At 59.9% G+C, this 25947-nt stretch carries 22 protein-coding genes and 1 pseudogene; 7 read left to right on the top strand and 16 right to left on the bottom strand.

Features of this window, described 5'->3' with window-relative positions; translation table 11 throughout:
• The first annotated feature begins 69 nt into the window (after window positions 1-69).
• A complete protein-coding gene (locus ACIOU6_RS01565) occupies window positions 70-1329 on the top strand; it encodes an OprD family porin (RefSeq protein WP_401133210.1) in 1260 nt (419 codons plus the stop codon).
• 53 nt (window positions 1330-1382) lie between these two features.
• Here ACIOU6_RS01565 and pcaC read toward each other — a convergent pair whose 3' ends face one another.
• The 11 genes from pcaC to pcaR form a co-directional block, all read right to left on the bottom strand.
• Entirely contained in the window at window positions 1383-1775 is a 393-nt protein-coding gene (gene pcaC / locus ACIOU6_RS01560) for a 4-carboxymuconolactone decarboxylase (protein ID WP_136492108.1), read from the bottom strand.
• Between the two features lie 10 nt (window positions 1776-1785).
• Entirely contained in the window at window positions 1786-2577 is a 792-nt protein-coding gene (gene pcaD, locus ACIOU6_RS01555) for a 3-oxoadipate enol-lactonase (protein ID WP_401133206.1), read from the bottom strand.
• An 11-nt stretch (window positions 2578-2588) separates the two neighbouring features.
• Window positions 2589-3953: a 3-carboxy-cis,cis-muconate cycloisomerase gene (locus ACIOU6_RS01550; protein ID WP_401133203.1), complete on the bottom strand. Its 1365-nt coding sequence runs from the start codon at window positions 3951-3953 to the stop codon at window positions 2589-2591.
• Window positions 3954-3998: 45 nt separating this feature from the next.
• A complete protein-coding gene (locus ACIOU6_RS01545; RefSeq protein ID WP_221731407.1) occupies window positions 3999-5294 on the bottom strand; it encodes an MFS family transporter in 1296 nt (431 codons plus the stop codon).
• A gap of 113 nt (window positions 5295-5407) precedes the next feature.
• A complete protein-coding gene (gene pcaG, locus ACIOU6_RS01540; protein ID WP_221731408.1) occupies window positions 5408-5974 on the bottom strand; it encodes a protocatechuate 3,4-dioxygenase subunit alpha in 567 nt (188 codons plus the stop codon).
• A 1-nt stretch (window position 5975) separates the two neighbouring features.
• Window positions 5976-6680 (bottom strand): protocatechuate 3,4-dioxygenase subunit beta, encoded by a 705-nt coding sequence (gene pcaH / locus ACIOU6_RS01535; RefSeq protein WP_401133200.1) that lies wholly within the window; start codon window positions 6678-6680, stop codon window positions 5976-5978.
• Window positions 6681-6716: 36 nt separating this feature from the next.
• Window positions 6717-7922 carry a 3-oxoadipyl-CoA thiolase gene (pcaF, locus tag ACIOU6_RS01530; protein WP_401133197.1) on the bottom strand — a complete coding sequence of 402 codons (1206 nt, stop codon included), beginning with the start codon at window positions 7920-7922 and terminating at the stop codon, window positions 6717-6719.
• Window positions 7919-8701, bottom strand: coding sequence for a CoA-transferase subunit beta (locus tag ACIOU6_RS01525; RefSeq protein WP_221731475.1), 783 nt, complete (start codon window positions 8699-8701; stop codon window positions 7919-7921). Before ACIOU6_RS01525 ends, pcaF begins: the two co-directional genes overlap by 4 nt.
• Window positions 8698-9555, bottom strand: a complete 858-nt coding sequence (locus ACIOU6_RS01520) for a CoA transferase subunit A (protein ID WP_401133194.1) — start codon at window positions 9553-9555, stop codon at window positions 8698-8700. Before ACIOU6_RS01520 ends, ACIOU6_RS01525 begins: the two co-directional genes overlap by 4 nt.
• 288 nt (window positions 9556-9843) lie before the next feature.
• Complete coding sequence (locus tag ACIOU6_RS01515; protein ID WP_221731412.1) at window positions 9844-11190, bottom strand: MFS transporter; 1347 nt, start codon at window positions 11188-11190, stop codon at window positions 9844-9846.
• A gap of 294 nt (window positions 11191-11484) precedes the next feature.
• A complete protein-coding gene (gene pcaR / locus ACIOU6_RS01510; protein ID WP_221731413.1) occupies window positions 11485-12327 on the bottom strand; it encodes a pca regulon transcriptional regulator PcaR in 843 nt (280 codons plus the stop codon).
• A gap of 650 nt (window positions 12328-12977) precedes the next feature.
• Between pcaR and ACIOU6_RS01505 the strand changes: the two genes are divergently transcribed.
• Window positions 12978-13178: a hypothetical protein gene (locus tag ACIOU6_RS01505; RefSeq protein WP_221731414.1), complete on the top strand. Its 201-nt coding sequence runs from the start codon at window positions 12978-12980 to the stop codon at window positions 13176-13178.
• 375 nt (window positions 13179-13553) lie between these two features.
• On the top strand, window positions 13554-15029 hold the full coding sequence (locus tag ACIOU6_RS01500; RefSeq protein WP_221731415.1) for an inorganic phosphate transporter: 1476 nt from the start codon (window positions 13554-13556) through the stop codon (window positions 15027-15029).
• Between the two features lie 239 nt (window positions 15030-15268).
• Here ACIOU6_RS01500 and ccoM read toward each other — a convergent pair whose 3' ends face one another.
• From ccoM to ACIOU6_RS01485, 3 genes are all read right to left on the bottom strand, one after another.
• Window positions 15269-15382 carry a cytochrome c oxidase subunit CcoM gene (gene ccoM, locus ACIOU6_RS01495; RefSeq protein ID WP_003222396.1) on the bottom strand — a complete coding sequence of 38 codons (114 nt, stop codon included), beginning with the start codon at window positions 15380-15382 and terminating at the stop codon, window positions 15269-15271.
• A 146-nt stretch (window positions 15383-15528) separates the two neighbouring features.
• Window positions 15529-15690 carry a hypothetical protein gene (locus ACIOU6_RS01490; RefSeq protein WP_187679436.1) on the bottom strand — a complete coding sequence of 54 codons (162 nt, stop codon included), beginning with the start codon at window positions 15688-15690 and terminating at the stop codon, window positions 15529-15531.
• Between the two features lie 93 nt (window positions 15691-15783).
• Window positions 15784-16125, bottom strand: a complete 342-nt coding sequence (locus tag ACIOU6_RS01485; RefSeq protein WP_221731416.1) for an aspartate-semialdehyde dehydrogenase — start codon at window positions 16123-16125, stop codon at window positions 15784-15786.
• 230 nt (window positions 16126-16355) lie between these two features.
• Between ACIOU6_RS01485 and rapA the strand changes: the two genes are divergently transcribed.
• Window positions 16356-19202, top strand: coding sequence for an RNA polymerase-associated protein RapA (gene rapA / locus ACIOU6_RS01480; RefSeq protein WP_221731417.1), 2847 nt, complete (start codon window positions 16356-16358; stop codon window positions 19200-19202).
• Between the two features lie 154 nt (window positions 19203-19356).
• On the opposite strand, the gene ACIOU6_RS01475 is transcribed toward rapA, so the two are convergent.
• Window positions 19357-20706 carry a spinster family MFS transporter gene (locus tag ACIOU6_RS01475; protein ID WP_401133188.1) on the bottom strand — a complete coding sequence of 450 codons (1350 nt, stop codon included), beginning with the start codon at window positions 20704-20706 and terminating at the stop codon, window positions 19357-19359.
• A 301-nt stretch (window positions 20707-21007) separates the two neighbouring features.
• On the opposite strand from ACIOU6_RS01475, the gene ACIOU6_RS01470 reads away from it, so the two are divergent.
• Together ACIOU6_RS01470 and ACIOU6_RS01465 are read left to right on the top strand one after the other, a co-directional pair.
• Complete coding sequence (locus ACIOU6_RS01470; RefSeq protein ID WP_221731419.1) at window positions 21008-21376, top strand: YkgJ family cysteine cluster protein; 369 nt, start codon at window positions 21008-21010, stop codon at window positions 21374-21376.
• A 148-nt stretch (window positions 21377-21524) separates the two neighbouring features.
• Window positions 21525-23807 carry a bifunctional diguanylate cyclase/phosphodiesterase gene (locus tag ACIOU6_RS01465; RefSeq protein WP_221731420.1) on the top strand — a complete coding sequence of 761 codons (2283 nt, stop codon included), beginning with the start codon at window positions 21525-21527 and terminating at the stop codon, window positions 23805-23807.
• On the opposite strand, the gene ACIOU6_RS01460 is transcribed toward ACIOU6_RS01465, so the two are convergent.
• Window positions 23698-24594 (bottom strand): NAD(P)-dependent oxidoreductase, encoded by an 897-nt coding sequence (locus ACIOU6_RS01460; RefSeq protein ID WP_401133185.1) that lies wholly within the window; start codon window positions 24592-24594, stop codon window positions 23698-23700. The two genes, ACIOU6_RS01465 and ACIOU6_RS01460, sit on opposite strands and share 110 nt — an antisense overlap.
• 195 nt (window positions 24595-24789) lie before the next feature.
• Here ACIOU6_RS01460 and ACIOU6_RS01455 point away from each other — a divergent pair.
• Window positions 24790-25947: pseudogene (locus ACIOU6_RS01455) on the top strand (hypothetical protein); the annotation flags it as partial.

The following is a 25947-nucleotide window of genomic DNA, read 5'->3' as shown; positions in this document are numbered from 1 at the left end:
TCCATATCTGCACCCCGAAAGTGGCGGCAGCGCCCCCGTTCGACTACAAAAACCAGAGAGATCCAATCCATGACAGCTTCCCCTGCGCCTTACGTATTTCCTGGCCTGATCGCCTTGGCCCTGGCCGGCGCCGCGCTGCCCGCTGCGGCTGAAGAAGCCGGATTTGTTGAAGGCGCCAAGGTCAACCTGAACCTGCGCAACTTCTACATCAACCGCAACTTCACCAACCCGACCAAGGCTCAGGGCAAGGCTGAAGAGTGGACACAAAGCTTCATCCTTGACGCCAAATCCGGCTTCACTCAAGGCACCGTCGGTTTCGGCATGGACGTGCTGGGCCTGTATTCGGTGAAGCTCGATGGCGGTAAAGGCACTGGCGGTACGCAGTTGCTGCCGCTGGATCATGACGGCCGCCCGGCGGACAACTTCGGGCGCACCAACGTGGCGTTCAAAGCGAAGTTTTCCCAGACAGAAGTGAAAGTCGGCGAGTGGATGCCGGTGTTGCCGATCCTGCGTTCGGACGACGGTCGCTCGCTGCCGCAAACCTTCCGTGGCGGGCAGATCACCTCGAAGGAAATCGACGGCCTGACACTCTACGGCGGCCAGTTCCGCGCCAACAGCCCGCGCGACGACAGCAGCATGAGCGACATGTCGATGTCCGGCAAAGCGGCGTTCACCTCCGATCGATTCAACTTCCAGGGCGGCGAATATGTGTTCAATGAAAAACGCACACAAATCGGTTTGTGGAATGCCGAACTCAAGGACATCTACAGCCAGCAATACATCAACCTGATCCACAGCCAGCCGCTGGGCGACTGGACCCTGGGCGCCAACCTCGGTTTCTTCTACGGCAAGGACGACGGTAGCGCCCGCGCTGGCGATCTGGACAACAAGACCTGGTCGGGTCTGTTCTCAGCTAAATACGGCGGCAACACCTTCTACGTCGGCTTGCAAAAACTCACCGGCGACAGCGCGTGGATGCGGGTCAACGGCACCAGCGGCGGCACCTTGGCCAACGACAGCTACAACGCCAGTTATGACAATGCCCAGGAACGCTCCTGGCAACTGCGCCACGACTACAACTTCGCAGCCCTCGGCGTGCCGGGCCTGACCCTGATGAACCGCTACATCAGCGGCGACAATGTGCATACCGCGACCACCACCGATGGCAAGGAATGGGGACGTGAATCGGAACTGGGTTACACCGTACAAAGCGGTGCGCTCAAGGACATGAACGTCAAGTGGCGCAACTCGACCATTCGCCGCGACTTCAGCAACAACGAGTTCGACGAGAACCGTTTGATCGTCAGCTATCCGATCAGCTTGCTGTAACCGCACGCCTGCTCCCCCAGTTGATCGTTTTTCAACTTGGGGAGCAGGCTAGATCACTCTCGGGATTCAACACCCAGTTCATCCCAAACCGATTCGGCCAGATGGAACGTCGCATTCGCCGCAGGAATCCCGCAATAGATCGCGCTCTGCATGATCACTTCCTTGATCTCGTCACGGCTCACGCCGTTATTGGCTGCGGCCCTGAGGTGCAGTTTCAACTCACCTTCGCGGTTCATGCCGATCAGCATGGCGATGGTGATCAGGCTGCGGGTGTGGCGAGGCAACCCCGGACGCGTCCAGATATCACCCCAGGCGTGGCGAGTGATCATCTCCTGGAACTCCGAGTTGAACTCGGTCAGCGTGGTCAGGCTGCGATCAACGTGAGCATCACCCAGCACCGCACGGCGCACTTGCATGCCTTCGTCGTAACGTTGTTTCTCGTCCACAAAAACGTCCTCAGTTAGCCTGCAAAAAAGCCAACACGCGATCACTGAAATCCGCACCGGCCTGTACGTTGGACAAATGCGCCGCGTAGAACTCGGCGTACTCGGCCCCACGTACATGCTCCTGAATGAAACGCCCGCCAGACGGCGGCGTGACAGCATCTTCAGTGCCGGCGATCACCAGCAACGGCACAGTGATCGAGGCGATCTGATCACGAAAATCGGCATCACGTACCGCCGCACAATTGGCCGCGTAGCCTTCAGGTGAAGTGGCCGCGAGCATGTCGGTAATCTGCTGGGCCGCTGCCGGCTGGGCCGCGGAAAAATCCGGGGTAAACCAACGGGCAATCGAGGCATCACGCAGGGCGACCATCGCTGCCGCGCCGTCACGCAATACGGTTTCGATGCGCGGGTTCCACACCGCTGGCTCGCCGATTTTCGCAGCGGTGTTGCACACGATCAGCGTGTGCAAACGGTGCCCGGCGTTGATCCCCAGCCACTGGCCGATCAAGCCGCCCATCGACAGACCGCAGAAATGCGCGCGCTCGATGTGCAGCGCATCCAGCAGCGCCAGCACGTCGCGGCCCAGTTGCTCGATGCTGTACGGCCCTGGCGTCACCAGCGATTGGCCGTGGCCACGGGTGTCGAACCGCAGCACGCGAAAATGCTCGGTGAACGCCGGCATTTGCGCGTCCCACATGTGCAGGTCAGTGCCCAGCGAGTTGGACAGCACCAGCACCGGCGCATCGACCGGGCCTTCAATGTTGTAGTGCAGTTCGCCATCGGCGAGTTGAACGAAAGCCACAGCCCTCTCCTTCAGACAGTCAAAGCGTTGTGTTCGGCCACCGCCCGTTCGACCCAGACGTGTGCCTGTCCGAGGTAATGGGCGGGGTTGAGTAAGTGATCCAGTTCAGCATTGCTCAGTTGGGCGGTAACGTTTGCCTCGTCACCGAGCACGGCACGCAGATGCCGTTGCTCGGCCACTGCACGTTTGCAACATTGTTCGAGCAAGTGATGCGCGGTGTCGCGACCGACCCGTTGCGCCAGGACGATACTGACCGCTTCGGCCAACACCAGCCCTTGAGTCAATTGGAGGTTACGGGCCATGCGTGCGGCGTCCACTTCCAGGCCGTCAGCGAGCAATCGCGCCTGTTGCAGTGATCCCGAAACGAGGCAACAGATCTCGGGCAGGGTTTCCCATTCGGCATGCCACAGACCGAGGCTACGCTCGTGCTCCTGGGGCATGGCACTGAACAATGTCGAAACCAGGCCCGGCACCCGCGTCGCCGCGCCGATCAGCACCGCCGCCCCGACCGGGTTGCGCTTGTGCGGCATGGTCGAAGAACCGCCCTTACCCGGCGCCGAGGGTTCGAAAACTTCCGCCGCTTCGGTCTGCATCAACAGGCTGATGTCGCGCCCGAACTTGCCGAGGCTGCCGGCGATCAATCCAAGTACCGCGCCGAACTCCACCACGCGATCGCGCTGGGTGTGCCACGGCTGTTCCGGCATGGTCAGTTGCAGTTCTTCGGCCAAGGCTTGGGCAATCGGCAAGGCCTGTTCACCGAGCGCTGCGAGTGTCCCCGACGCGCCGCCGAATTGCAGCACCAGCAAACGTGGTTTGAGTTCGCGCAGACGTTGACGACTGCGCGTGACAGCGCCCAGCCATCCAGCGATCTTCATGCCGAGGGTCACCGGCGTCGCGTGTTGCAACCAGGTACGCCCGGCCAGCGGTGTTGCGGCGTAACGTTGTGCCTGGATCGCCAGCGAGTTCGCCAGTTGTGCCAGATCACGTTCGATCAACGCCAGCGCCTGACGCAATTGCAGTACCAGCCCGGAATCCATTACGTCCTGACTGGTGGCGCCCAAATGCACATAACGCTCGGCCTCGGCATCCGTTGCGGCGATCTGCTTGCCCAACGCCTTGACCAATGGAATCGCCGAGTTGCCCGCCGTGGCGATCGCCTCGCCCAACGCGGCGAAGTCATAGAGACCGGCGTTGCAGGCGTTTTCAATGGGTGAAACAGCACTCGTCGGAATCAACCCCACACGCGCTTCGGCCCGGGCCAGTGCCGCTTCGAAGTCGAGCATCGCCTGCACACGGCCCTGATCGCAGAACACTTCGCGCATATCGTGGGCAGTGAAATAGGCATCGAACAATTGATTGCCCGGTCGCTGAGTCATAGAAGTCCTTGCTGGCGCGGGCCACATTGGCCCGCGCGTTTCGGGTTAGAGGTCGTGGTGCAAATATTTAGCCTGTTTCGGCAAGCGCAGGCTGAACAGGAAGGCCACCGCCATCATCAGCGTAACGTACCAGTAGAAGGCGTTTTCCATGCCGCCGGCCTTGAGGCTCAAAGCCACGAATTCCGCCGAGCCGCCGAAGATCGCGTTCGCCACCGCATACGCCAGGCCAACGCCGAGGGCGCGCACCTCGGGCGGGAACATTTCAGCTTTCACCAGACCGCTGATCGAGGTGTAGAAACTCACGACGGCCAATGCCAACGTGATCAGCACAAAGGCCAGGAATGGGCTACTGACGCTTTTGAGCGTCAGCAGGATCGGCACGGTCAACAGCGTACCGAGGGCGCCGAACCACAGCATCGAATGACGTCGGCCGATCTTGTCGGCGAGCATGCCGAACAGCGGCTGCATGCACATATACAAGAACAGCGCGCCGGTCATGATGTAGCTGGCGGTCTTGGCGTGCATGCCAGCAGTGTTCACCAGGTACTTCTGCATGTAAGTGGTGAACGTGTAGAAAATCAGCGAACCACCCGCGGTGTAACCCAGCACAGTAATGAAAGCCGCTTTGTGGTCACGGAACAACGCGGTGATGCTGCCGGCGTCCTTGTTTTCACGCATTTCCTTGCTGCTGGTTTCTTTCAGCGAACGTCGCAGCAGCAAGGAAATCACCGCCGCCGCCGCGCCGACCACAAACGGAATCCGCCAGCCGTAAGCACGCAGGTCTTCTTCAGTCAGGAACTGTTGCAGGATCACCACCAGCGACACCGCCAACAATTGCCCGCCAATCAACGTCACATACTGGAACGAGGCGAAAAACCCGCGCTGCCCCTTGAGCGCCACTTCGCTCATGTACGTCGCCGTGGTGCCGTACTCGCCGCCCACCGACAGACCTTGCAGCAACCGCGCGAACAACAGCAGCAACGGCGCCCATACGCCGATGGTGTTATAGGTCGGCAGACAGGCGATGAGCAACGAGCCGAAGCACATCATCAGTACCGAGATCATCATCGAGGCCTTGCGGCCCTTCTTGTCCGCCAGGCGACCGAAGATCCAGCCACCAATCGGTCGCATCAGAAACCCGGCGGCGAACACGCCCGCGGTGTTGACCAACTGCACCGTGGGGTTGTCGGAGGGGAAAAACGCCGGGGCGAAATAGATCGCGCAAAAGGCGTAGACGTAGAAGTCGAACCATTCGACAAGGTTGCCGGACGAGGCACCGACGATGGCGAAGATACGCTTGCTGCGCTCTTCGCCGGTGTAATGGGAAGTGGTGGTTGTCATTGTTTTTCACTCAATAGGGACAGTGAGAGTCTAGACATACTTTGCAACACTCCCGTTCCACGGAGATATCCGTCCCCTGCAGAGCGCGGGGACGATCCGCGGGGAGGCGTTCTTCAATAATCGAAGAACACCGTCTCGGCATCAGTGCCCTGCAGAACCACATTCCACTGATACACACCCGCCGCATCCGGCTTGGCCAGCAATGTCCGACGGCGCTCGGCCGGTACGCATTCGAGCAGCGGATCATTCACGTTCGCCGGATCGCCCTCGAAGTAAATCCGCGTCAGCAAGTGCTTCACCAACCCGCGAGCAAACACCAACACCACCAGATGCGGCGCCTGGGTCGAGCCCTTCAAACCCTCGACTGTGCCCGGTTTGATCGTGGTGAAACGAAAGCGTCCTTCGGCATCCACCGGAACGCGACCGAAACCTTCGAAGTGCGGGTCCAGCGGTTTGTCTTGTTCGTCTTCCGGGTGGTCATATTTGCCGGCGGCATTGGCTTGCCAGACTTCAAGCATGGCGTCGTTGACGATGTCGCCGTTGCCATCGACGACTTGCCCGGTGATCGCCACACGCTCGCCGAGGGTTTGTTCGACAGCCAGGTGTTCGCGGTTCAGCCAGGTCAGGCCGATGTGGTAATACGGCCCGACGGTGTGGGACGTGGTTGCAGTCAGGGGCATTTTATTTCTCCATCGGCGTGGCTTCACGGCCGCGCAGCACGATGTCCCAGCGGTAACCGAGAGCATAGGAAGGAATGGTTTTTTCCAGATCGAAAGCAGCGATCAGACGCTCCTTGGCCGAAGTGTCCGGTACGCAGTTGTAGATCGGGTCGTAAGCCAGCAACGGGTCACCGGGGAAATACATCTGCGTCACCAGCCGGGTGAGGATGCTCGGCCCGAACAGCGAGAAATGGATGTGCGCCGGGCGCCAGGCATTGTGGTGGTTGCCCCACGGATAGGCGCCGGGCTTGATGGTCTGGAACTGGTACCAGCCGTCGGCGTCGGTCACGGTGCGGCCGGTGCCAGTGAAATTCGGGTCCAGCGGTGCGTCGTGCAGGTCGCGCGGGTGGTTGTAGCGACCGGCCGCGTTGGCCTGCCAGATCTCCACCAGAATCCCCGGCACCGGCAGACCGTTTTCATCCAGGACACGGCCGTGGATGATGATGCGCTCGCCCTGCGGTTTGCCGCTGTGCTGCGCAGTCAGATCGTTGTCGGTTTCAGCCACGCGCTCGGCACCGATGGTCGGCCCAGTGATCTCCGACAGCGAATGCGGCAGATGCACCAAAGGCTTGGATGGCGAGCGCAAATTGGTCGATTGATAGGTCGGGTGCAGGTACTCAGGCTGGGTGCCTTCCTGCGGGCGACGGTAACCAGGCTTGTCAGTCATTTCGCTTTCCTCAGTTCTTGTTCTTGCCGCTGTGCGTCAAACGCGTTCGATGGCCAGGGCCAGACCCTGTCCGACACCGACGCACATGGTGGCCAGACCTTTCTTGCCACCGGTCTTTTCCAGGTGATGCAACGCGGTCAGCACCAGGCGCGCACCGCTCATGCCCAACGGGTGCCCCAGGGCAATCGCCCCACCATTGGGGTTAACTTGCGGCGCATCGTCCGCCAGCCCCAGTTCACGCAGCACCGCCAAACCTTGGCTGGCGAACGCTTCGTTGAGTTCGATCACGTCGAAATCGCTGACCGCCACGCCGAGGCGCTCGATCAGTTTGCGCACCGCCGGCACCGGGCCGATGCCCATCACGCGTGGCGCGACACCGGCGCTGGCCATGCCCAGCACTTTGGCGCGGGCAGTCAGGCCATGTTTTTTCACGGCTTGAGCCGAGGCCAGAATCAACGCCGCGGCGCCGTCGTTAACGCCCGAGGCATTGCCGGCGGTGACGGTTTTGCCCACGCCGTTGACCGGTTTCAGTTTGGCCAGAGCTTCGATTGTGGTGTCGGCGCGCGGGTGTTCGTCCTGACTGACCACGATTTCACCCTTCTTGTGGGCGATCCGCATTTCGACGATTTCTTCAGCGAAGTAGCCGGCGGCCTGTGCGGCGGCAGTCCGTTGCTGGCTGCGCAGGGCGAAAGCGTCCTGATCCTCGCGCGACACTTTATAGTCGTCGGCGACGTTATCAGCGGTTTGCGGCATCGCATCGACGCCGTACTGAGCGTTCATCAAAGGGTTGATGAAACGCCAGCCAATCGTGGTGTCTTCCAGTTTCATGTTGCGAGAGAACGCCGCGTCGGCCTTGCCCATCACGAACGGCGCGCGGGACATCGACTCGACGCCGCCGGCAATCGCCAACTCCATCTCACCGCTGGCGATGGCGCGGAACGCCGTACCAATCGCATCCATGCCCGAAGCGCAGAGACGATTGAGCGTTACGCCCGGAACGGTTTCCGGCAAGCCAGCCAGCAGCAGCGCCATACGTGCGACGTTACGGTTATCTTCGCCGGCCTGGTTGGCGCAGCCGAGGAATACCTCGTCGATCGCGCTCCAGTCCACGGACGGATTGCGCTCCATCAACGCCTTGATCGGTACGGCGGCGAGATCATCGGCACGCACGGCAGACAGACCACCGCCGAAACGGCCGATGGGCGTACGAATCGCATCGCAGATATACACATCACGCATCATGCTTCTCCCGGTGCCTGGCCATGGGCGGCGGCGGTGCGCGCTTCGAGATCGCGCAGCGCGGTCAGTTCGACGTCAGTCGGTGCCGCAGTCGTTTCAACGTCGTCGGCAAACCGGATCGCCCAACCGGTGGCGGCAACCACTTGTTCGCGGGTGACGCCCGGATGCAGCGCGGTGACCACGAACTCGTGAGTCCCCGCTTCCGGCTCCATGATGCACAGGTCGGTAATGATGCCGACCGGTCCGGCACCCGGCAGGCCCAGACGCTTGCGTGAATCGCCACCCTCGCCATGACCGACCGAGGTGATGAAGTCGAGCTTGTCGACAAACGAACGCGCCGACTGTTTAAGGATGATCAATACACTCTTCGCCGAGCCGGCAATTTCCGGCGCGCCACCGGCACCCGGCAAGCGCACTTTCGGTGCGTGATAATCGCCGACCACCGTGGTGTTGATGTTGCCGAAACGGTCCACTTGCGCGGCGCCGAGAAAACCGACGTCGATGCGCCCGCCCTGCAACCAATAGCGAAAAATCTCACCGGTCGGTACGACGGTGTCAGCGGTTTCCGCCAACTCACCGTCACCGATGGACAGCGGCAACACACTGGGCTTGGCGCCAATCGGGCCCGATTCGTAAATCAGCACCACGTCCGGCGATGACGTCAGGCGCGCCAGGTTCGCAGCTTTCGACGGCAGGCCGATGCCGACGAAGCACACCGAACCGTTCTTCAAGCGACGGGCCGCCGCGACGGTCATCATTTCGTTGGTGGAGTACGTCATTATTTGGCCTCCGAAGCAGCGGCCAACTTGGCCTGGAACTCGCTGAAGTCAGCGCAGCCATGGATGTATTCGTTGATCCATGCGGTAAACGTCTCACGGTCACGGGCGATCGGATCCCACGCCTGATAGAAACGATTGTCGCGTTCGGTGTAACCGTGGGCGTAGGACGGATGTGCACCGCCCGGTACGTGGCAAACCGCGCTCAGGGCCCAGGTCGGCAGGACACAGGCGTTCATCGGAGCCTTGAGGTCGTCGACGATTTCTTCCACGGTGACGATGCAGCGTTTGGCGGCCAGTGCCGCTTCTTTCTGCACACCGAGAATGCCCCACAACAGAACGTTGCCTTGGCGGTCGGCTTTCTGCGCATGGATCACGGTGACGTCCGGGCGTACCGCAGGGACCGCCGCCAGCACTTCCCCGGTGAACGGGCAAGTGACGGACTTGATCAGTGGATTGACCTTCGGCAGGTCGGAACCGGCGTAAGCCCGCAGCACCGCGAACGGCAGGCCGGAGGCGCCAGCCACGTAAGCATTGGCCAGGTCGGCGTGGCTGTGTTCTTCGATTTCCAGCGGGTGCGGCCACTGCTTCTCGACCGCGTCGCGCAGACGGTGCAGCGAACCCACACCCGGGTTACCGCCCCAGGAGAAAATCAGCTTGCGTGCACAACCGGCGCCGATCAGTTGGTCGTAGATCAGGTCAGGCGTCATCCGCACCAGCGTCAGATCTTTCTTGCCCTGACGAATGATTTCATGACCCGCTGCCGTAGGGATCAGGTGAGTGAAGCCTTCGAGCGCGACCGTGTCGCCGTCGTTGACGAATTGCTTCACCGCGTCGTGCAGCGAAAGGATCTCAGCCATGGAGCGGGCTCCTGTTTTTGTAATGAATCGCCAGTGATAAAAAGGCGCGAGGTTCAGCGCCGGAGTCACTGCAGATTAAGCCTGGGAAAATCGCCAAACAATCCGATAATCGACTGAGTGTTCGTTTATCGAACAGATTGTTACCACCCTAACAATCGACAGCAAAAGCTTCGTCGGAACGCCGCCCGGCGCAAACCCGCTCCCACATTTTGAAATGCATTTCAATGTGGGAAAGGGCTTGCCCGCGAAGGGGCCAGAACATTCAACAAATGTTCTTCCCCTTTAAACTCAAGTCGCATCCGCGTGGCTGACTATCCCTTTGATCACCACAGCCGCCGCCGCCAACGCCGCCGGAATCACCAACGCCGTCAAAACCTGCTCAAAGTTCCAGCCCAGCCCCAACAGCGTCGCGCCCATCCAGGCCCCGAGAATCGCGCCAAACCGACCAATCCCCAGCATCCACGACACCCCGGTCGCCCGCCCTTGAGTCGGATAGAACCGTGCCGCCAGCGAAGGCATTGCCGATTGCGCACCGTTCACGCACATCCCCGCCACCAGCACCAGCGTCGCCAGTAGCGTGATGTTGCCCAGGCTCTGCCCTACCGCGTAGGCAAACACGCCGGCCAACAGGTAGAACGTGCCGATGACCTTGTGCGGATTGAACCGATCCATCGCCCATCCCACAGCGACCGCGCTCAACACTCCACCGAACTGGAACAACGCGCCAATGAACGCTGCCTGCTCCATGCTCGCGCCACTGTCACGCATCAGCGTCGGCAGCCAACTGGTCAGCAGGTAAACGATGACCAGGCCCATGAAGTAGGTCAGCCACAGCAGCAGCGTACCGGTGCTGTAGGTGCCAGAGAAAATCACCGCGAACACGTTGCGTGCCTTGACGGTTTTCTGTTCCGGCACGCTGAAGCTTGAGGCCTGGGCGACGACGACAGGATCAATCGGTGCCAAGGTCTTGCGCACCTTGTCGGTGCCACGGTTACGCACCACCAGATAACGCGCCGACTCCGGCAGCCAGAACAGCAGTACGACGGCGAGGATCAGCGGCAGAATCCCGCCGATCAGCAACAGGCTGTGCCAGCCGAACGCTGGAATCAGCTTCGCCGAAATGAATCCACCGCCAGCCATACCAAGGTTGAAGCCGCAGAACATGCTGGTCACCAGCAGCGACTTCTTGCGCTCCGGGGTGTATTCCGAGAGCAGCGTGGTGGCGTTGGGCATCCCGGCGCCAAGACCCAGGCCGGTCAAAAAGCGCAGCACCAGCAGTTGGTCGAGATTACTGCTGTACGCCGACGCGAGGCTGAATGCACCGAACAGCAGGACCGCGCCCACCAGTACGACTTTTCGCCCAAAACGGTCAGCCAACGGGCCGGAACCGAGGGCGCCAAACACCATGCCGATCAATGCAGCGCTCATCACCGGGCCGAGGCTGGCGCGGTCGATGCCCCAGTCCTGGGACAACGCCGGGGCAATGAAGCCCATCGCGGCGGTATCGAGACCATCGAGGAACACAATCAGAAAACACAGGATCACCACCCGCCATTGGTAGCGCGAGATCGGTTGGGCATTGATGAAGGTCTGCACGTCGAGGCATTGACCTACAGCGGACTGAGGCTGGTTCATTATTTTTATTCCACGCAAAAAACGCAGTCGAACGGGGGCCGGCCAAAGAGCGGCACGGTCACAAGAATAGAAGGTGTGAATCAGGCGTTGCGGTGAACCCGGCAACACGGGCTAAAGCTTTGACAGTCGGGGAACGTGCACATGGGGAGTTGCCTCTTGTCATTATTATGGGGGTCGGCAGTCCGGCGAGGCCATTGACGTCAGCGCCGGATGACGCTGCCGCGACATTAATGATCCGAGGGTTTTAGCGTCAATTCGATAAACGCAACACTGTGCGTTTATCGAACAGCTTCATCAGGCGAACAACTGCGCACTGAGGTCGCGACTGGCACTGAGCAGGCCTGGCAGGAAGCGCTGTTCCAGCTCGCTGCGGCTGACGCGGCCGGCGTGGGTACTGACGTTGAGCGCCGCCACCACTTGGCCCGATGCGTCGTAGACCGGCACCGCTATCGAACGCAGCCCTTGCTCCAGTTCCTGGTCGACGATGCACCAGCCCTGCTGCCGCACTTCTTGCAGGCATTCGAGCAACGCCTCGGGCGTGTGAATCGTGCGGCTGGTCTTGGCCACGAGTTCGGCGTGGTCGAGGTATTCACCCAAGGTCGTGTCGTCCAGCGCGGCCAGCAGAATGCGGCCCATTGAAGTGCAATAGGCCGGCAGGCGCCCGCCCACTGACAAATCCACCGAAATCAGCCGTTGAGTCGTCGCCGAACGGGCGATGTAGAGAATGTCGTCGCCCTCGAGCGTGGCCATGTTGCAGGCTTCGTGCAGTTGCTCGCTCATACGGTCGAGGTAAGGCTGAGCCGAGACGGCGAGCGGCGTTGAGGACAGATAAGCGTGGCCGAGGGTCAGCACTTTCGGCAGCAACGAGTAGGTACGGCCATCGGTGGTGGCGTAGCCGAGCTTGATCAAGGTGTGCAGGCAACGGCGTACGGCAGCACGGGGAATTTCCGTGCGGTGGCTGATCTGGGCGATGGTCAGGTGCCGCTTGCGCTCTTGAAACGCCTGCACCACGGCCAGGCCACGGGCCAGCGAGGTCATGAAATCCGGATCGCCTGTCAACGCCTGGATCCGCTTGGCCGGCGAGGCGACGATCGGCGGCGCCACGGAGGTGAAGGAGTTACGCATTTGATCGTTCATTTCAGGTCCTTTATCCGGCTCGGATCAGTGGCTATACAAACGGCTCGCGGGCCAATACACAAGCAACGCCCCTCAAGATCGGGCGATTATCGAACCGCCGACCGATAATCGCAACAAACCCACAGGCCCGCATCACCGCTTGATCCGCTCGCCCAACTTCGCTGACACACTGAATCGCCCCCTTAGTTGATCGAGTAAATGGCGCCAAAAACAGAACGCGTGGCAAATAACGATTTACCTGCACTTCAACTAGCGACAAAAGTTGCGAGTAACAAAACAATCACACATCCAGAACCGTTTTTAACTTGGCAAAGATAGTCATTCCTGAATCGGCCGCTATAATGCACACCAGTGAGGCCGCGATTTTTTAATCAGCAAGGTCGCCACTGGCTTTCGCGATATCCATCGTCGTCAGCCCCAGCCAGCGCTTGACGCTCATTATTCATGCAACGCCAGCGCTCGCTGAAACAGGAAACTGATGCTGCGTCAGTTTTAATCTGGTGCCGTAGCCGCCTGTAACACGGAAGTCTTGATCGCCCTGCCGATGCCACCAATGCCTGTTCAGGCGTGGCGCGCTCGACGGGTCTGTTCAATTGATTCGTTGCAGTGCGTTTCACCAGATATTTATCTCAACTCAAACAGGTAGCACTGTGACGAAAGACGAACTGCGCGCGGAACTTGAGCGCCAGGAACAACGTTACAAGGAAGTTTACGGCGGGGAAGTCACCACCTACGCCGCTCAGCCCGAACCGGAGCGCAAGCCTTGGCGTAAGCGCGCCACCGTTCAGGATCAGGTCTTCAAGCAAGAGATTGAAAAGATCGAAAAGGAACTCAAAGCCGAAGAGCCATGAGCCACGGGTTTTGATTATTTCGAAGGTCGTGCGCGCACCGGCTACAAGCGCGGTGTATCGACGATGCCTTGCGCGCCCGCTATCCGCGGGCAGCGGCGGCTATGCACCGCCCTAAAGGCCAATGGCATGCTTCAGACAGGTTTCAGAGATATTTCAGACAAGCGTTTGAGCCCGCGACACTGCCTGAAAAACGCTCACCTTCAGTGGTTTTTCTCAATAAAACCAATAGATTAAAAAACCCTGCGTAACGCTGGGTTTTAACGCTCTGCAACAAATTAAATCGAAGAAGAATGTTACCAATGAGCAGGTAGGGCATCGATTTCGAGACTTTTCTGGCATAATCGCGCCCCCTTACGACCGGGTCAGAAAACCTTCATGATCGATTTATTCAGCGGACTGGATGCTTGGGTGCTTGTGAGCCTCTTGCTCGCCCTGACGTTTGTCCTCGCCTTCGAGTTCATCAATGGATTTCATGACACCGCTAACGCGGTAGCCACTGTTATCTACACCAAAGCCATGCCGCCTCACCTGGCGGTGTTCTTTTCCGGTGTGTTCAATTTCCTCGGCGTGCTGCTGGGCGGCGTTGGCGTGGCGTATGCCATTGTTCACTTGCTGCCGGTTGAACTGCTGATCAATGTGAACACGGGCCATGGCCTGGCAATGGTGTTCTCCTTGCTCGCCGCGGCCATCGCCTGGAACCTTGGCACCTGGTACTTCGGTATTCCCGCCTCCAGTTCCCACACCTTGATCGGTTCGATTCTCGGTGTCGGCCTCGCCAACGCCCTGATCAACGATATTCCGTTGGCCGACGGGGTTAACTGGCAGAAAGCGATCGATATCGGCGCCTCGCTGGTGTTCTCGCCAATGGCCGGTTTCCTGGTTGCAGGCCTGGTGCTGGTTGGCCTGAAATGGTGGCGCCCGCTGTCGAAGATGCACAAGACACCGGAACAACGCCGCAAGATCGACGACAAGAAGCACCCGCCATTCTGGAATCGCCTGGTACTGGTGATGTCAGCCATGGCCATGAGCTTCGTGCACGGCTCCAACGATGGTCAGAAAGGCATCGGCCTGATCATGCTGGTCCTGATCGGTATAGTGCCTGCTCAGTTCGTACTCGACCTGAACAGCACCACTTACCAGATCGAACGTACCCGCGACGCCACCCTGCACCTGAGCCAGTTCTACCAGCGCAACGCCGAAACCCTCGGCGAGTTCCTGGCCCTGGGCAAAAGTGTCGAAGGCGACCTGCCGGAGAAATTCCGCTGCAACCCGCAGCAGACCGAACCGACCATCTCCGCCCTGCTCCACACCCTCAAGGGTGTAGCGGACTACCACTCCCTGCCGGCCGACAGCCGCATCGAAGTGCGTCGTTATCTGCTCTGCCTGGACGACACTGCGAAGAAAGTCGCCAAGCTGCCGGGCCTTCAGGCTCGCGAAAAAGCTGATCTGGACAAACTGCGTAAAGATCTGACCACCACCACCGAATACGCCCCGTTCTGGGTAATTCTGGCGGTCGCCATGGCCTTGGGTCTGGGCACCATGGTCGGCTGGAAGCGCGTGGTAAAAACCATCGGCGAGAAGATCGGCAAGCAAGGCATGACCTATGCACAGGGCATGTCAGCCCAGATCACCGCCGCAAGCATGATTGGCCTGGCCAACATCTTCAGCCTGCCGGTGTCCACCACCCACGTTCTGTCCTCGGGCGTGGCCGGTACCATGGTCGCCAACAAAAGCGGCCTGCAAGGCGGGACGGTGAAAACCATCCTGCTGGCATGGGTTCTGACCCTGCCGGCAACCGTGGCACTGTCGGCCGGATTGTTCTGGCTGGCGTCCAAGGTGCTGGGTAGCTGATAGACAGCAGAAAATGAAAAAGGCGCGATTCGAGAGGATCGCGCCTTTTTTGTTCATCTCGGGAAAAAGGTAACACTGGCAGAGATGGGGCGATTGGGCCGCCTCTTCGCGAGCAAGCCCACCTTTCAAAACGTATACACCGACCAAAGCATGGTTGGCCCGCTGGCCGACAAGCACACAAAAAAAAGGGCAACCGAAGTCGCCCAAAATGCCTTGCGTGCTCATCAATCCAGAAGAACCTACTTCTTGCGTTTATTCGCATCCTTCCAGATAAAAAATCCAAACCCTGCAAAAAACAGAACCATGAGGCCCACTGTCAGGACTCCGGCAAACACCACGTTATCGAAAAACATGACTGGCCTCCTGGCCCCTGCTCTGCTGCGATGGAGCTAAGTTAACCAATCAGGCAGGCGCGGAAATTGACCGAGGTCAATGCCACTGAAGAAGAGGAGTAAAGGCGGGAAAATAACTGACCTGCATCAAAGGATGCAGGGGGAGATCAACGCTTTTTCGGTTTGTTTTTCGACTTTTTCTTGGCTTTTCCCAACGGCATGGCCTGTTCGAAGGCATTGCGCACTTCATTCAGACGCTTCTCGTTGAGGTCATGCACGCGTTTGGCGCGTTCGGTACTGAGGTCGATCAGCTTGTCGTCTTGGCTCATGGCGTTCGATGCATCGCTTGAAGAAAACACAACTGCCAGATCACCGGCAGGACTGCGTCAATAATGCAGCCTGACGTCAGCGCTGACCAGCCATCAGATCTCGATATCAACCCACATGCCCTGACGCGGCTGATCTTCCATCAGCGGCACCACCGGCACGGTGTTGTCGGCATTGAGTTCTGTGCCTGGCACGGCGAGATGTTCTTCGGGGTCTTCATCCGCTTCGCGGCGGCGACGCTCGCGCTCCTGCTGACGGCGCTGTTCCTCGCGCAATTGCAGCGCGGCCTCTTCCGGGTCGCGCTTTTGCAGGTCGATCGTGCTTTCGCTGGAGCTTTCCTGCACCGGCACCACCGGAGGAATGTCCGGGCGCTGGCGGATCGGGTCCTGCTGGGAAGTGATCGGCACAGCGCTCAGGGGGAGCATCGGTGGCAGCATATAGAGGGTCTCCTGTCAGCAGGCTATCGGCTTGAGCGATCATGGCTTGAGCCGTCGGTCGCAAACTTGTGACCGGATTGGCACTCACAGGTGCCCTGCCACTTCCTGAAACCGACGCATGGCCTAATCTTCCCTGAACACATAAAAGCTGGGCGCGGCTCCTAATCCTTTGGCCTCGGGGCCTCATTCCGTTAAGATAGCCCGCTTTTTCAAGGTGGGAGTCAGGCAGCATGGCGCAGCAGTATCAACCGGGGCAACGCTGGATCAGTGACAGCGAAGCAGAGCTTGGTTTAGGCACCGTTCTGGCACAGGACGGCCGCTTGTTGACCGTGCTTTACCCGGCCACTGGCGAAACCCGCCAGTACGCGCTACGGAATGCGCCCCTCACCCGCGTGCGGTTTTCGCCGGGTGACAGCATTACCCACTTCGAAGGCTGGAAGATGACCGTGCAGCAAGTCGACGATGTCGATGGGCTGATGGTCTATCAAGGCCTCAACGCGCAGAACGAAGCGGTAACACTGCCGGAAACCCAGCTGTCGAACTTCATTCAGTTCCGTCTGGCCAGCGACCGTCTGTTTGCCGGGCAGATCGACCCGCTGGCCTGGTTCTCCCTGCGCTACAACACCCTCGAACACACCAGCCGCCAGTTGCAATCTTCGCTCTGGGGCCTGGGCGGTGTGCGTGCGCAGCCGATCGCGCACCAGTTGCACATTGCCCGTGAAGTCGCCGACCGTATCGCGCCGCGGGTTTTGCTGGCGGACGAAGTGGGCCTGGGTAAAACCATCGAAGCCGGTCTGGTGATCCATCGCCAACTGCTCTCGGGCCGTGCCAACCGCGTGCTGATCCTGGTGCCGGAAAACCTCCAGCACCAGTGGCTGGTGGAAATGCGCCGCCGCTTCAACCTGCAAGTTGCACTGTTCGACGAAGAGCGTTTCATCGAAAGCGATGCCACCAACCCGTTCGAAGACACCCAACTGGCGCTGGTCGCGCTGGAATGGCTGGTCGACGACGAAAAGGCGCAGGACGCCTTGTTCGCCGCGGGTTGGGACTTGCTGGTCGTCGACGAAGCGCACCACCTGGTCTGGCACGAAGAAAAGGCCAGCCCCGAGTATTCGCTGGTCGAGCAATTGGCTGAAGTAATCCCGGGCGTGCTGCTGCTCACCGCCACTCCGGAACAACTCGGTCAGGACAGCCACTTCGCCCGTTTGCGCCTGCTTGATCCGAACCGTTTCCATGACCTGGCCGCATTCCGCGCCGAGAGCGAGAACTATCGCCCGGTGGCCGAAGCCGTGCAGGAACTGCTCGACAAAGGGCGTCTGTCGCCTGAAGCACACAAGACCATTCATGGTTTCCTCGGCAACGAAGGCGAAGCCCTGTTGACCGCGGTCAACGATGGCGACACCGAAGCCAGCGCTCGCCTCGTGCGTGAACTGCTTGACCGCCACGGCACCGGCCGCGTGCTGTTCCGTAACACCCGCGCCGCCGTGCAGGGGTTTCCGGAGCGCAAACTGCACCCGTACCCGCTACCGTGCCCGGACGAATATCTGGAACTGCCGCTGGGCGATCATGCCGAGTTGTACCCGGAAGTCAGCTTCCAGGCCCAGCCGGATGCCAGCGAAGAAGAACGCTGGTGGAAATTCGACCCGCGCGTCGAATGGCTGATCGATCAGCTGAAAATGCTCAAGCGCACCAAAGTGCTGGTGATCTGCGCCCACGCCGAAACCGCGATGGATCTGGAAGACGCCTTGCGCGTGCGCTCCGGCATCCCGGCCACGGTGTTCCATGAAGGCATGAACATCCTTGAGCGTGATCGCGCTGCCGCCTACTTCGCCGATGAAGAATTCGGCGCACAAGTGCTGATCTGCTCGGAAATCGGCAGTGAAGGTCGCAACTTCCAGTTCGCTCACCACCTGGTGCTGTTCGACCTGCCGTCGCACCCGGATCTTCTGGAACAGCGTATCGGTCGTCTCGACCGAATCGGCCAGAAGCACATCATCGAACTGCATGTGCCGTACCTGGAAACCAGCCCGCAAGAGCGCCTGTTTCAGTGGTACCACGAAGCGCTGAACGCGTTCCTCAACACCTGCCCGACCGGCAACGCCCTGCAGCACCAGTTCGGCTCGCGCCTGCTGCCGCTGCTCGAAGAAGCTGACGATAGCGAGTGGCAAGCGCTGATCGACGAAGCGCGTACCGAGCGCGAGCGTCTGGAAGAAGAGCTGCACACCGGTCGCGACCGTCTGCTGGAACTCAACTCCGGCGGTTCGGGCGAAGGCGATCAGTTGGTCGAGGACATCCTTGAGCAAGACGATCAGTTCGCCCTGCCGATCTACATGGAAACCCTGTTCGACGCGTTCGGCATCGACAGCGAAGACCATTCGGAAAACGCCCTGATCCTCAAGCCGAGCGAGAAGATGCTCGACGCCAGTTTCCCGCTGGGCGACGACGAAGGCGTGACCATCACTTACGACCGCAACCAGGCGCTGTCGCGTGAAGACATGCAGTTCATCACCTGGGAACACCCGATGGTGCAGGGCGGTATGGATCTGGTGTTGTCCGGTTCGATGGGCAACACCGCCGTCGCACTGATCAAGAACAAGGCGCTGAAACCGGGCACCGTGCTGCTGGAGCTGCTCTACGTCAGCGAAGTGGTTGCTCCGCGCTCGCTGCAACTGGGCCGTTACCTGCCGCCGGCCGCATTGCGCTGCCTGCTCGACGCCAACGGCAACGACCTGTCGGCACGCGTGTCGTTCGAAACCCTGAACGATCAGTTGGAGAGCGTGCCGCGTGCCAGCGCCAACAAGTTCATTCAGGCCCAGCGCGATCAACTGACACCACGGATCAACGCCGGTGAAGACAAGATCACCCCTCGTCACGCCGAACGCGTGGCCGAGGCTCGCCGCCGCCTGGCGGCCGACACCGACGAAGAACTGGCGCGCCTGACCGCGTTGCAAGCGGTCAACCCGACCGTGCGTGACAGCGAACTGGTTGCCTTGCGCGAGCAGCGTGAGCAGGGCCTGGCGATGCTGGATAAAGCGGCGTTGCGCCTGGAAGCGATCCGGGTGTTGGTAGCGGGTTAAACCGCCCCGCCCCACCGCTGAAAACAAGAAGGCCCGCAGTGATGCGGGCCTTTTTGTTTGGCGGGCAATTAACAGGGTGATGCTGTCGGCCTCTTCGCGAGCAAGCCCCACTTTGGAATGCATTTCAAATGGTGGGGCTTGCTCGCGAAAGCGATTATGCAGTCGCCACTGCTCCATCAGGTTCAACGACAGCCACCAACCCCTCCTTCATCCGCTTGGCATCGCGAACAAAACACCGAGAGGCCAAAAACAGAAACACCATCGTCAAAAACAGCGCCACCGGAATCAGGTACATGGCGTCATGCAAGCCAACGGCTTTATAAGCCTCGGTCATTTGCTCAGCACCCTCGGCCAACATCGCCGTGTGCGCGAAATGATCCGACAACCCGCCTACCACCACCGGTCCCAAACCACCGCCCAGCAGGTACAACCCGGCAAAGAACAACGCCATCGCCGTGGCCCGCAGGCGCGGTTCGACCACGTCCTGAATCGCCGTGTACACGCAAGTGTAGAAGTTGTAGGCAAACAGCCAACCGACACTGAACACCGCGACAAACACACCTATTTCGATTCGCCCGGCATGCAGTGCCCACGCCGTGCACAGCGTCGAGATGATCAGACTGAACCCCGCAAACAACAGTCGGCCACTGGCCACCCGCTGATGAATCTTGTCAGCGATCCAGCCGCCAAGCGTCAGGCCGATCAACCCGGTGACGCCGACGATCAATCCCGTCGCCACCGCCGCATCCTGCAATGGCATGAGGAAATAGCGCTGCAGCATCGGCACCAGAAACGAGTTACAGGCGTAAGTGGCGAAGTTGAAGCACAACCCGGCCATCACCAGCCACAGAAATGTCGGAACCGCCAGAACGCGACGGATCGGCTTGTCGACCTTCTCTTGGGAAACCTGCACGGCTTCGGCAGCGCCGCGCTTGGGCTCCTTGATGAAAAACATGAAAATCGCGAGGATCAACCCCGGCACAGCAGCGATGAAGAACGGCGCCCGCCAGCTATCGAACGCCTTGACCATCGCGCCGATGGTGAAAAATGCCAACAGCAACCCCAGTGGCAGGCCCAGCATGAAGATGCCCATGGCCCGCGCCCGACGATGGGCCGGGAACAGGTCGCCAATCAGCGAGTTGGCCGCCGGCGCGTAACTCGCCTCGCCGATGCCGATGCCCATGCGTACGATCAGGAAGCTCCAGAAACTGCCCACCAAGCCGTTGACGGCGGTCAACGCGCTCCACGTCGCCAAACCCCAGCCCATGAGTTTGCTACGCGAACCGGTGTCGGCCATGCGCCCTAAAGGCAGGCCGGCGACGGCATAAACGATGGTGAAGGCAGTGCCGATGATCCCCAACTGAAAATCGCTGAGGTGCCATTCCATGCGGATCGGCTCAATGATGATCGCCGGGATGGTGCGGTCGAAGAAGTTGAACAGGTTGGCGAGGAACAGCAGGAACAGAATGCGCCAGGCATTCGCCGCTTGGGTCGAGTTCTGCATGGGTCCGTCTCTTTATTGTTATAGGGCTTCACTGCCGACGCATCCGAGCCCGGAACCTGCAATCTAGTCAGCCGCACAGGGGCTGTCTGTGATCATTCGTCTGCCTGATATCGGGCCATGGCACTGTAACGAAACGTAAACTCTTGATAACGCTGCAATCCCCCGAAAACCGGGGCTTTTGTCGAAAAAACCTGCCACAAAAAAATAGTTCCGCGCCCCCCTTCCCAAGCCCGTGGCGAAGCCTAGAATGGCCGCCGGATCCGTCCGGATCTTCCGATCAATCCCTTTGATACCCCCGCCCATGTCCGAAGTCAGTCCGTGTCTGAATTGCGGTGCCTGCTGTTCCCATTTTCGTGTGTCTTTCTTTTGGGGTGAGTGCTCATCCTCTGGCGGTACAGTCCCCGATGAACTGGTCACGCAAATCACCCCAAGCCGGGTGGCAATGATCGGCACTGACCGCAAACCACCGCGCTGCACCTCGTTGGCTGGCGAAGTCGGCAGTACGGTGCAATGCACGATCTACGACAAGCGCTCCAGCACCTGCCGCGAGTTCGAGGCGTCCTGGGAAAACGGTGAACACAACCCCGATTGCGACGCCGCCCGTGCCCGCTTCGGCTTGCCGCCACTGCAAGAGGGCTGGGCCGAAATCCCTTTGGAAAAGATCGCCTGACGCTTAGCGCCAATCGCTATTGCGGTAATGCCGAAATCATTACCGCCAATGTGCCACTACGGCTTCTGCAGCAAAAACCGCCTCTATACTCCAGACATTCGCCTGCGTTAACCGCGCGGTAGTGACGACTTCAGAGACGGGGCATGCTATGGAGTGGCTTGGTTTGCAGTTTGTTGCCGAGCTGCCGGAGAGCGGGCAGGTCATATTCAATGGCACACACAACCCCTTGCTGATGCTGGTGGCCTATCTGGTCGCGTGCGCCGCGAGTTTTGCCACCCTCGACATGGCCGAACGAGTCGGTCACGCCGAAGCCCCGGGCTCGCAGCGGGTGTGGCGCTGGGTCGGCGCGACGTGTCTGGCCGGCGGCATCTGGGCCATGCACTTTATCGGCATGCTCGCCTTCCAGGCCCCGATCGAAATCCACTACGACTTGCCGATCACCCTGTTCTCCCTGCTGATTGCGCTACTGGCCTCATGGCTGGCGATGCACACGCTGAGCGAGGCGCAACCGAGTCTGGTGCATTGCCTCAAAACCGCCCTGCTGATCGGGCTTGGCATCGCCGGTATGCATTACGTTGGCATGGCAGCCATGAAATCGAACGCCCCCCTCTACTACCAACCGTTCTTGTTCGTGCTGTCGATCGTAATCGCCATGGGTTCCAGTTTCGCTGCGTTGTGGGTGGCGCGCTATCTGCGCGAAGGCAGTGGCCTGTTTCATCAGATGCTCAAGTACGGCGCCGCGCTGATCCTCGGCGCTGGTATTTTCAGTACGCACTTCACCGCGATGGCCGCGTTGAAATGGGTATTGCCACCGGGCAACGTCCCGCCCCTGCCAGCGGAAACCAACCACCTGCAATTGGGCCTGACCGTGGCGCTGATCATCTTGCTGATCCTGGGCAGTGCAATCAGCGCCGCGCTGGCCGACAAGAAACTGCAGAACAAGGAACACGACCTGCGCCGGGTCAACGCCCTGCTCAGCCAACTTGATCAAGCGCGTATGTCGCTGCAACAAGCGGCCAACTACGACGCCCTGACCAACCTGATCAACCGTCGCGGCTTCAACCAGATCTTCGCCGAGAAACTCAGCCAGAAAACCACCGAGGGAGGCATGCTCGCGGTGATGTTTCTCGACATTGACCACTTCAAACGCATCAACGACAGCCTCGGTCACGACGCCGGCGATGCATTGCTCAAAGTGATTGCCAATCACATCAAAGGCTCAGTGCGCAGCCATGACGATGTAGTCGCGCGTTTTGGCGGGGATGAGTTTTGCATCCTGATCGGGCTGAACGACCGTGAAGAAGCACGCAACATGGCTCAACGCATCATGCTGAGAATGAAAGAGCCGATAGAGCTGGCCGGACGGCGCATGGTAATGACCACCAGCATCGGCATCAGTCTGTATCCCGACGACGGTTCCACCTGCGAGGAACTGCTCAAACACGCGGATCTGGCGCTGTATCAATCCAAGGGCGCGGGGCGCAATGGCCTGCATTTTTTCAATTCCAACCTGAAAAGCCGAGCCAGCATGGAGCTGCAACTGGAGGAAGAACTGCGCCAGGCGTTGGGTGAAGAAAACGGTCTGATGCTGTATTACCAACCGATTTTCGAACTGAAAACCGGTCGGGTCACCAAGCTCGAAGCGCTGATCCGCTGGCAGCATCCGTTACAGGGTCTGCTGACGCCGGACCGTTTTATCAGCATCGCCGAAAACAACGGTCTGATCGCCGAACTGGACAATTGGGTGCTGCGCCGTGCCTGCAAGGACCTGGGCGAGTTGTCGCGCCATGGCTGCGAAGCGTTGAAAATCGCCTGGAACTGCTCGCCGCTCAATCTCACACGGGAAGCGTTGCCCGACGAAATCGAAAGTGCGTTGCGCACGGCAGGTGTCGCGCCGGAGCGCCTGGAACTGGAAGTCACCGAAAACGCCCTGATGGGCAACATTGCCAACACACTCGTGCTACTGCGGCAGATCCGTGCCCTCGGCGTGTCGTTGTCGATCGACGATTTCGGCACCGGCTATTCATCGCTGGCCTACCTCAAGCGCCTGCCGCTCAACACCTTGAAGATCGACCGTTCCTTCATTCTGGACATCCCCAAAGCCACGGCGGACATGGAGATCGTCCAGGCGATCATCGTCATGGCGCACACCCTGCATTTGCAGGTGGTCACCGAAGGCGTGGAAAACCTGGCGCAGTACGAATTTCTCGAGCGTTCGGGCTGCGATTTCATTCAGGGCTACCTGCTCAGTCGTCCGGTACCAATGGACGAACTGCGCCCGGTACTGGAAGAAATCAATCAGCGCAAACATTCACCTGCGGTCAATCCGTTGATTCTGGCGCGCGGTACATTTGCACCAGCGTCGCAGGATCTTTCTCCAGAAAGCCTTGCGCCCCATGCAGGCGCATCAGTTGTGCGGCCAATCCGCTGATCGGCGTCGCCGAACCCTGCTCGCGAGAGAATTTCACCGCCGTGTCGAGATCCTTGAGCAGCGTGCGCACATGCCATTTGATCGGTTCGAAACGGCTTTCAGCCATTTGCGGGGCGAGGATCTGCAACGGTTTGGAGTCGGCAAAACCACCGGCCAGCGCTTCGGCAATCAGGCTTGCATCGACCCCGGCCTGTTCGGCCAGCGCCACCACTTCGGCGATCACCAGTGCATTGCAGGCGACGATCATCTGGTTGCAGGCTTTGGTCACCTGTCCCGCACCGATGCCACCCATGTGCGTAACACGTTGACCGAGATTGAGCAGCACCGAGCGCACGCGCGCAAGGTCCGCCGCATCGCCACCGACCATGATCGCCAGACTGCCCGCCTCGGCGCCGATCACGCCGCCGGACACCGGTGAGTCCATCCAGCGCATACCGGTTTTGTCTGCCAGTTCAGCCGCCATCTCACGCGTCGCCGTCGGTTCAAGGCTGGAAAAGTCCACCAGCAACTGACCGTGCTTCGCGCCCTCGACAACGCCGGCCGGGCCGAACACCACCTCACGCACCACCGCCGTATCCGCCAGGCACAGCATCACCACCTCGGCGTGTTCGCACAGTTCGGCCGGGCTGGCGACTTGTCGGGCACCGGCGTCGACCAGCGCAGCGCACTTGGCCGGATTGCGATTCCACACCGTCAGCGGATAGCCCGCCGCCAACAGGCGCCGACACATCGGCAGGCCCATCAGACCGATTCCGGCGAATCCCAACGAAGGTAGCGTTGACATCATTTAGCCTCCTTTTGATTAAAGATCGCCGAATAATGGCCGATTCATCATCGATCAGGAAAGGATTCCCCCCAGCGACAGTCAGGCCAAATCCCTGACGCTCGGGCTCAATTCGCGCAAAAAAGACGCGAGATCTTATTCCGTGAGGTTCGCTGACATTGGTTATCGAGCCGAACCAGTCCAGGTATATGGCGCACAATGACTTCTAAAAACAATCCCGCCACAGCGGTATCCGATCTGACCGCGAGCCCCGCTGCGAACAGCCCGTCATCGTCCAAGCCATTGGTTCCCTCGCGCCCGCTCTCAACCCAGCAATACCTGTACTTCACCGAAACCAATACCGACCGTATCCTCGACAACCTCGACGGCCTGCGTGATCTGGTGTTCCCGCGTCCGCCGCACCTGGAAGGCGACAACGAACAGCACAACGATCAGGAATTCCCGTCGGTGTGCCTGATCGGCCTCGGTCGTTGCGGCTCCAACATCGCCCTCGACGTGGCCGAGTTGGTTTACAACGCGCGCAAGTTCTACCTCAACGAATTCAATAACGAAGATCGCCTGTCGCCGGACAAGCGCTACGCCGAAAAGGGCTACAGCCCGGCTCAGTGGATCAAAAACAACCTGCGGATCGGCCAGAACAAAGCGAGCAAACCGGTGTTTCTGGTTGAGCCGCTGGTGATGCTCGGCGATCTCGACAAAGACATCGCCGGGCGTATCCGCTTCTCGCGCAAGGGCGAGAAAAGCGGCTTCCTGCGCGACTACAGCAAAATGAAAATCATGGACTTGTCCGAAGTCCACGCCGGTGGCGCCGGTAACGCGCCGATCCTCGGCCAGTACCTGGCCAAGATCATCCTCAACAAGGACACCCAGCGTTTCTCCAGCCCTGACTGGAAAATGATCCACTCCTACCTGATCGACAGCTGCGGCATCAAGGCCAACCAGTCGCGCCTGTATTTTTCGATCTTCAGTGCCGGCGGCGGTACCGGTTCGGGCATGGCTTCGGAATTCGGCCTCGCCCAGCAGCACTCGTACATGAACAAGACGTTCGACACCAAACCGATGGACGAGCATGACGGCAAGAGCGGTCATTCGTTCGTGTTCGAGCCGATCTTCACCAGCGGCATCTGCGTGCTGCCGAACATCTCCGACCACCGCAGCGAAATGTCCGAGGCGCTGCACATCAACGCCGGTCGCTTGCTGTGCAAATACCTGTCGGAAGAGTGGGATTTCTCCTACAACTTCGCCAATGAAGACAGCAGCGAAGCCAGCGTCATGGGCCGTATCCGCCCATGGAACGCAATGATGCTGATCTCCAACGACATCATGCGTTACGCCGAAGAGAGCGATGACGGCAAC

The organism is Pseudomonas sp. NPDC087615, from assembly GCF_044743445.1.
Lineage (GTDB): Bacteria > Pseudomonadota > Gammaproteobacteria > Pseudomonadales > Pseudomonadaceae > Aquipseudomonas > Aquipseudomonas baetica_A.
This window is presented reverse-complemented; position numbering and strand designations above follow the sequence as displayed.

Bases quoted from the DNA above. Each gene is read 5' to 3' on its own strand.
- ACIOU6_RS01565 (WP_401133210.1), top strand. From the start codon at position 70: ATGACAGCTTCCCCTGCGCCTTACGTATTTCCTGGCCTGATCGCCTTG.
- ACIOU6_RS01550 (WP_401133203.1), bottom strand. From the start codon at position 3,953: ATGACTCAGCGACCGGGCAATCAATTGTTCGATGCCTATTTCACTGCC.
- ACIOU6_RS01545 (WP_221731407.1), bottom strand. From the start codon at position 5,294: ATGACAACCACCACTTCCCATTACACCGGCGAAGAGCGCAGCAAGCGT.
- pcaG (WP_221731408.1), bottom strand. From the start codon at position 5,974: ATGCCCCTGACTGCAACCACGTCCCACACCGTCGGGCCGTATTACCAC.
- pcaH (WP_401133200.1), bottom strand. From the start codon at position 6,680: ATGACTGACAAGCCTGGTTACCGTCGCCCGCAGGAAGGCACCCAGCCT.
- pcaF (WP_401133197.1), bottom strand. From the start codon at position 7,922: ATGATGCGTGATGTGTATATCTGCGATGCGATTCGTACGCCCATCGGC.
- ACIOU6_RS01520 (WP_401133194.1), bottom strand. From the start codon at position 9,555: ATGGCTGAGATCCTTTCGCTGCACGACGCGGTGAAGCAATTCGTCAAC.
- ACIOU6_RS01515 (WP_221731412.1), bottom strand. From the start codon at position 11,190: ATGAACCAGCCTCAGTCCGCTGTAGGTCAATGCCTCGACGTGCAGACC.
- pcaR (WP_221731413.1), bottom strand. From the start codon at position 12,327: ATGAACGATCAAATGCGTAACTCCTTCACCTCCGTGGCGCCGCCGATC.
- ACIOU6_RS01500 (WP_221731415.1), top strand. From the start codon at position 13,554: ATGATCGATTTATTCAGCGGACTGGATGCTTGGGTGCTTGTGAGCCTC.
- ccoM (WP_003222396.1), bottom strand. From the start codon at position 15,382: ATGTTTTTCGATAACGTGGTGTTTGCCGGAGTCCTGACAGTGGGCCTC.
- ACIOU6_RS01490 (WP_187679436.1), bottom strand. From the start codon at position 15,690: ATGAGCCAAGACGACAAGCTGATCGACCTCAGTACCGAACGCGCCAAA.
- ACIOU6_RS01485 (WP_221731416.1), bottom strand. From the start codon at position 16,125: ATGCTGCCACCGATGCTCCCCCTGAGCGCTGTGCCGATCACTTCCCAG.
- rapA (WP_221731417.1), top strand. From the start codon at position 16,356: ATGGCGCAGCAGTATCAACCGGGGCAACGCTGGATCAGTGACAGCGAA.
- ACIOU6_RS01475 (WP_401133188.1), bottom strand. From the start codon at position 20,706: ATGCAGAACTCGACCCAAGCGGCGAATGCCTGGCGCATTCTGTTCCTG.
- ACIOU6_RS01470 (WP_221731419.1), top strand. From the start codon at position 21,008: ATGTCCGAAGTCAGTCCGTGTCTGAATTGCGGTGCCTGCTGTTCCCAT.
- ACIOU6_RS01465 (WP_221731420.1), top strand. From the start codon at position 21,525: ATGGAGTGGCTTGGTTTGCAGTTTGTTGCCGAGCTGCCGGAGAGCGGG.
- ACIOU6_RS01460 (WP_401133185.1), bottom strand. From the start codon at position 24,594: ATGATGTCAACGCTACCTTCGTTGGGATTCGCCGGAATCGGTCTGATG.